A 6657-nucleotide genomic window follows, 5' to 3' on the forward strand; every position below is an offset into this window, starting at 1 on the left:
GCCGATGTACTAAAGCGGCTCGTCGAGGAGCGCGTGCCGATCCGCCAGTTGCGTGACGTATTTGAAGCGATTACCGATGCCGCCAGCCGCGAGAAAGACGTGGTGCTTGTCGCCGAGTACGTACGCGTGGCTTTGCGCAGGCACCTGAGCTATCGCTACGCCGATGACGACCATGCCTTGCACGTGCTGGTCGCGCGCCCGGAACTGGAAGAACACCTGCGCCGTTCGGTACATAACGGTCCGGCGGGTACGCAACTGGCAGTCGATCCAGATCTCGCTGCGCGACTGCTGACCCAGGTCGGCGATTTCGCGCGCGGCGATCACGGTGGTCCCCTGGTGCTGCTTTGTTCGATGGATGTGCGTCGCCATTTGCGCAAGCTCACCGAGGCGGAATTCGCCGATATCCCGGTGCTCTCTTATCAGGAACTGGTGCCAGACCTGCGTCTGGTGCCAGTGGGACAGCTGGCCGCCTAGCGGTCGGATCACGAGTCAATGCCATCAAAGGCCATGGGAACAGAAGGAATGCGTCAGATGAGAGAGCACGGGGGCAGGACAGAGCGAGTGGCTCGCTGGAAGCTGGGTGCGCGCTGGATGCTTGCAGGAATGTTGCTGGTGACGGTTTCGGCGCACGCGATACCGATTCCGTTCAAGCGCGGCACGACCGAGACACAGACGGAGGGTAAGTCATTGCGTGAGTTCCTGCCCGATTTCTTTCACGAGCAAGGCCTGGAGGTGGTTCTGAGCTCCCAGGTTGCGGCACGTGGCGGAAGCATCAACGGCAGCTTCAAGGGCTCCTACGCACAGATCTGGCGCAAGATCGCCGATACTAACGGGCTGTCGGCCTATTGGGACGGTTCGGCCGTTTACGTGTATCTGAACAACGAACGTATCACCGATTACACGAGCATTCCGTTGGCCTCGGAACAGAAATTCATGGCCGCCATGGATAGCGTCAAATGGGCCGATGCCGCCACTGGCAACGTGTGGCGCATGGAACAGAGCAGCGGCCTGGTCACCATCACCGGCACCCGACGTTTTGCCGAGCAGGTCAAGCAAATGGCCCAGACCATCGTTGGCTTGGGCCAGAACGTCAACACGCAATTCAAGTTCTACCCGCTCAAGTATGCCTGGGCGTCGGACACCACGATGACTGTCGGCGGGCGTCAGGTGACGATCGCTGGCGTGGCCAGCGTATTGCGCGACCTGGTGGGTGAGGTGGATTCGGGCCAGTTCGCCGGAGCGCGCGAACGTATCCTGCCATCGCGCCAGCAAAGCCTTCGCGGCCAGGGCCTTGCGTCCGTGGGGCAGCAGCCCCCGCCGCCGCTTGGCAACTACACCGCGCCGTTGCAACAGGAGGGCGATGACGGCTTGTCGCCGCCGACTGCGCAGCTCGCGCCAGGCGGCCAGGGCGGCAATGGGGTAGAAACGATCCAGGGCGCCGGCGATACCCGCATCGTCGCCGACAGCTTCCGCAACGCGATCATCGTGCGCGACACGCCTGATCGCATGCCGATGTACGACAGCCTGATCCGCCAGCTCGACGTGCAGCCGCAGATGGTGGAGATCGAAGCCACCATCATCGACGTGGACAAGCAGAAGGTACGCCAGCTCGGCATCAACTGGCTGTATCACAACCGTGGTACTACCGTGGGCTTCCAGAGTGGCAATGCGAACGTCGCCGACGCCCTGAGCAACCAGGCGCTGATGCTTGCCGCGCTTGGCGCGCGCGACACGAGTGCGTTGCCGAACATTTTTGCCAACGGCCTGCAGATCGGCGCCATCCTCGGCAATCCGGCGCATTTCGTCGCCAGCATCGACGCGCTCGAGGATGACGGAGTTACCCACGTGATCACACGCCCACAGGTGATTACTGTCAATGATGCCGAAGCGGTCATCCAGAGCAACCAGACGGTCTATGTGCCGGTGGCCGGTGCATACAATTCTGACCTCTACAACGTAGTGGCCGGCACCACATTGCGTGTGACGCCACACGTCGTGGATGAAAACGGCGAGCTGCATATTCGCATGCAGGTGAATATCGAAGACGGCAACATCACTTTCACCGCGAAAGATTCACAGAAGATCAGCTACCCCATCGTCAATCAGAATGCCGTCAATACCACGGCCATCATCCGCGACGGTCAGGGCTTGCTGCTGGGAGGCCTGATTCAGGATCAGGGGTCCAATATGGAGCACAAGATTCCGGTGCTGGGAGATATCCCCTTGCTGGGCTACCTGTTCAAATCCGTGCAGAAGCAGCGCCAGCACACCGAGCGGCTGTTCCTGATCACGCCGCGTCTGGTGGCCATGAATCACATCACCGGGCAGCAATCGCCTACGGCTTCCGGCGTCAGCGTGGAATCGCAGCAACAGCTCGATCGCCAGGAAGCCAGTCGCAATGCCTGGTGGAACTACAAGGGCGACAAGGTAACCCAGCCGACGCCCTCGCCTGATCCGCTGCCGGCACAACCGCCCGTCGCCATGCCTTCTCCGCCCGTGCCGAGTCGCCATTGATGAGCAGCGTACGCGCCAGCAGTCCACGTCACCCGGAGCGGTCGCCCCGGGTGCAGTTGCGCTTGCGCGTATTCAGTGGCGTGCATTCAGGCGCAGAATTTCGCATGCCCGAGCGCGGCATCCTGATGATCGGCCAGGCCGACGACTGCGATCTGATTCTCGGTGACGAGGGCATTGCGGGGCATCACTGCGTGCTGACCGTCATTGGCGACCAGGTATTGCTGCGAGCGCTGGAAGGCACGGTGGCAACCGATGACCGGCAGCTGGCGCCGGGTGACAGCATGACCCTGGAGCATTTTGCAGTGGTTCGCATGGGGGAGGTGCGCTTTGCCGTGGGTTCGCACTGGAGCGAGCGCTGGCAAAACCTGGCCGATGCCACGGAAGCTGGATTGCCCATGCTCACCGATCGGCAGCTCGATCGGCGACGCCTGCTTGTGCTCGGTTCGGCTGGCCTGCTCTTGTTGGTTGCGGTGCTGGTGTTGCTCGGCAGCTGGCGCGTGACCCACTCCGACGCGCCTGCGCCGCTGGATACGGCCCAACAGCTGCAGCAGGCACAGGCGATCGTGCGCAAGCTTTCGCTGCCGCACGTGGCTGTCGGTACCGATGACAGTGGTCGCCTGACCGTGCGCGGCGTTGTCGGCAATGCGACCCAGTTGCCACAGTTACGCCAGCAACTGGCGGCGGCGAATCTATCGGCCGAGGTGGCTGTCCGCGACTGGCCAAGTGTGGCCAAGCAGGTCACCGAGATCTTTGCCATGCACGGCTATACGGTGGACACCACCTTGCTCGACCAGAACCAGGTGCAGGTCAGCGGCCATTTCGGTAGTGCCGACAACGTCGAGAAGGTCAAGCGCGATGTCTACGGCTCAGCCGACATGCAGAGCCTCAACAGCGATGCGGCGCTGAGCGTGTCCATGCGCAACTTCGACGAAAAGCCGGCCGAGGCACCCAAGCCCGATCCAGGCAAGCGCATCAAGCACGTATTTCGCGGCAACGATGAGTACCTGGTGACCCAGGATGAATCGCGTTACTACCCGGATCAGATGCTTCCACAAGGAGGCGTGTTCCTGCATGTGACCAACAGCGACGAGATCCTGGTGCGCACGCCGGACAACCACTACGCCGAACTTGATCGCGAAGACGGCTACACAGCGTTGCATCCGGTGACTGAGGACGCAGTGGCGAGCCTGATCAATCCCGCGCCGGCGGCATCGAGCGCGGAGGGTGACGGTGACGCCGATACCAATCAGATCGATAACGATGCCGCACCGGTGGCAAGAACGCATCGCCGGCATTAATCAGCAAGTATCAGGTGCCGGGCGGATGCTTCCGCGCGACGCCAAGGCGGGCCGGTTCGCCGGTCCGGTTCACGGGACAGCCATACCGTCCCGACACCGAAGCAGGAGAAGGCACATGAGCAACACCATCAACAACAACAGCAGTGCGCAGTTCAATAGCCTCATCTCGGACGCGGCGGCCACCGCCGGCAACCAGACGGTCAGCTCAGACCAATCCAAGAGCTGGTTTGAGGCCTTGGCCAAAGCCTGGGGCAGTGCGCTCGACCAGCAGGCATCGAAGGTGACGGCACTGTCCGACCAGGTCAGCAACGGGTCTTCTGGCGGCGGTAACGGACAGGCCGGTGCCGGTTCGGATAACCCTTCCGTGCTGACGCAACTCACCGCCGAAAGCCTGAAGATGCAGTTCCTGTCGACCAGCGCGTCCACGTCAAATAACGCCGTGGGTCAGGCACTCGACAACCTGGGTCGCAAGCAGTAAGCGCACGTCATCACGAGGAGGTGATGCCATGAATGTGACACCGACCCAGATGGTCAATGTCGGCAACTTCGCACCGACCACAGACGCCACGGCGACCGCGCCTGCCCATGCCGATGACGTGGCAAAGTTTCGCCAGGCCTTCGCTGATGCCGCGCCGCAGAATGCGGAGCAGGCCAGCCAGGTCAAGCCTGTCTCGGATGAGTTGTCGCCTAGCTTCAAGGCGGTGCTCAGTCAGTTCGACTCGCTCAACGGCCATGCCACGAAGCTGGGCAAGATCGCCGACGCGATGCGTACCAGCGGCCGCGATCTCAGCCCGAGCCAGATCATCGATATGACGATGCGCTGCCAGGAGCTGGTGTTCCATGCCGAGCTGACCTCGAACGTCGCCAATCGCAGTTCCGATGGCGTACAGCAGTTGTTCCGCCAGCAGTCGTAAGAGGCCGGTCATGCGCAAGACGATGAATGGCAGGTGGTGGCGGCTCGCGGTCCTGGCCCTGGTGCTGGGACTGCTCGCCGGCTGCTCGCGCGAAGTGCTCTATACCAAGCTCGACGAGCAGCAGGCCAATGAGGTGGTCGCGGCGTTGCTCAACAACGGCATCGATGCGGACAAGCGTCCGGCCGAGCGCGGCGAAGGCTGGCAGGTGGTGCTTGATCGCCAGGACATGCCTGCGGCCATGGCGACGCTGCGCGAAGCGGGTCTGCCGCACCAGAGCGTGGATAACGTCGGCCAGATCTTCAAGAAGGACGGCCTGGTGTCGTCGCCGATGGAAGACAAGCAACGTTTCATCTATGCGCGCCAGCAACTGCTCGGTAATACGTTGCGTCAGTTGAGCGGCGTAGTCGATGCGTATGTCTATTTGTCGATTCCCGACAAGAGCCCCATCGATGACAAGCCACCCAGCGGGTCGGCCTCGGTGGTCATCATTTCGCGGCCGAACTCGGGGATCGAAAGCCGGGCATCGGATATCAAGGCCGCCGTAATGAATGGCACCGACGGATTAACTGATCCGACCAGAGTAACGGTGCAATTCTTCCAGCGCGCCCCGGCCGATGTACCGGCCAATGTCCACGTGCGCAGTGGTGTACTGGCCAGTGGTTTGCGTGGTGATGCCACCTCGCTACTGATGATAGGCCTCGCCGCGCTCGCCGCCGTGCTTGCCGGCTTCGTGCTGTGGCGCAACCGTCACGCCTTGGTGCGGTCGCAACCGCGTCCGCTGGCTCGACGTGAGATGCCGTGATGCAGCCTGATCGCACGACGCGTCGCCACCATGCGCAAGCTCTGCTCGAAGGGCTGCATCCACGCTATTACGGCGAATGGTCCGCAGACCTGGCCGAACGTGCCATGCAAAGCCCGATCGGTCGCAGGCAGTTGGCGCGGGCCGCGCTCAAGCGAGTGCCATCGCTATGGACCCCCGATCAAGAGCGCTGGCAGGCATGGTTGGCGCAGGAGCCGTGGCTGGCCTGGCCACAGGCGCGCGTCGAGGCTTTTGCGCGTGAACTGGGCGTACTCTCGCTCGGGCCGGCCCTGCGCTTGGCGGTCGAGCGCGAGGTCGTGCTGTTCCTGCGCCAGTGCCTGGGCGTCGATGCGTTGCGCCAGGCGCAGGCGCACGATCCGTGGAAAGGCAAGCCACCGGAAGCGATACGGCACATGGGGCAGGCTGTGCTGCAACGCGGTGGTCGTGACGTCGAAGCCCTGGATGCCAGTGTCCTGTCCCGTGGCATCGTCGAGTTTCTCGCCCATGCGGAGCGTTCCGGGCCGGTTCTCGCCGCGCGCCTGTCATGCGCGTTCGCCAGCGTGCCGCCAGGACCGTGCACGAAGGAGTCGTGGCTTCCCACGGGCACCGTGGCTGCCTTGTTGCAAGAGCGCGCAGCACACGACATGGCCATGCAGATGGCCGAGGTCACCCAGGAGATCGACCCATGAATGCCATGGCCATCGATGAGCAGCGATTTCGCCTGTATCTCGATGCAGGCGTGATCCCGGCGGCTGCATGGGCGCCCTTGAGCGAGGCGCAGCAAGTGGTGGATCAGGCCAACACGCTGCTGATGCAAGCCCAGGCCGAGCGCGATCAGGTGCTGGAGGATGCGCGTGCGCAGGGCAGGACCGAGGGAAGTGAACGGGCATTGCGCGATTTTGCGCAGGCGCTCCAGGCCCTGGCCGAAGCGCGTGAGGCGCTGACCCAGGAACTGCGGCGTCGCGCCAGCGAGGTGGCGATTGGTGTGGTCAAGCACATCGCGCCAGCGATCGGTGCCGAGCGCCTGGTCGCGTCCCTGGTCGCCGAAGCCATGCAGAAGCTGGTGTTCGAGCCGCACCTGCTGGTGCGCGTACATCCGGATGTCGCGCAGCAGGCGCGTGAGGAAGTCGCC

At 63.1% G+C, this 6657-nt stretch carries 8 protein-coding genes; all 8 read left to right on the plus strand.

Annotated features, from left to right (window positions below; all coding sequences use genetic code 11):
* Nucleotides 1-474: FHIPEP family type III secretion protein (locus VF436_RS03090; protein WP_330902515.1), on the plus strand; the 474-nt coding region annotated here is incomplete at its 5' end.
* 87 nt (nucleotides 475-561) lie between these two features.
* A complete protein-coding gene (gene sctC, locus VF436_RS03095) occupies nucleotides 562-2514 on the plus strand; it encodes a type III secretion system outer membrane ring subunit SctC (RefSeq protein WP_330902516.1) in 1953 nt (650 codons plus the stop codon).
* Nucleotides 2514-3812, plus strand: a complete 1299-nt coding sequence (locus tag VF436_RS03100; RefSeq protein WP_330902517.1) for an FHA domain-containing protein — start codon at nucleotides 2514-2516, stop codon at nucleotides 3810-3812. The genes sctC and VF436_RS03100 overlap by 1 nt, the downstream gene beginning before the upstream one ends.
* A gap of 115 nt (nucleotides 3813-3927) precedes the next feature.
* Entirely contained in the window at nucleotides 3928-4290 is a 363-nt protein-coding gene (locus VF436_RS03105) for a hypothetical protein (protein WP_330902518.1), read from the plus strand.
* A 28-nt stretch (nucleotides 4291-4318) separates the two neighbouring features.
* Entirely contained in the window at nucleotides 4319-4726 is a 408-nt protein-coding gene (locus tag VF436_RS03110) for a hypothetical protein (protein WP_330902519.1), read from the plus strand.
* A gap of 10 nt (nucleotides 4727-4736) precedes the next feature.
* The gene (gene sctJ / locus VF436_RS03115) at nucleotides 4737-5528 is read left to right on the plus strand and encodes a type III secretion system inner membrane ring lipoprotein SctJ (RefSeq protein ID WP_330902520.1); all 792 of its coding nucleotides are present in this window, start codon (nucleotides 4737-4739) and stop codon (nucleotides 5526-5528) included.
* Nucleotides 5525-6214: a hypothetical protein gene (locus VF436_RS03120; protein WP_330902521.1), complete on the plus strand. Its 690-nt coding sequence runs from the start codon at nucleotides 5525-5527 to the stop codon at nucleotides 6212-6214. The genes sctJ and VF436_RS03120 overlap by 4 nt, the downstream gene beginning before the upstream one ends.
* Nucleotides 6211-6657: hypothetical protein (locus VF436_RS03125; protein WP_330902522.1), on the plus strand; the 447-nt coding region annotated here is incomplete at its 3' end. The genes VF436_RS03120 and VF436_RS03125, both read left to right, overlap by 4 nt.

It is taken from the genome of Dyella sp., from assembly GCF_036384435.1.
Classification (GTDB): Bacteria; Pseudomonadota; Gammaproteobacteria; order Xanthomonadales; family Rhodanobacteraceae; genus GSA-30.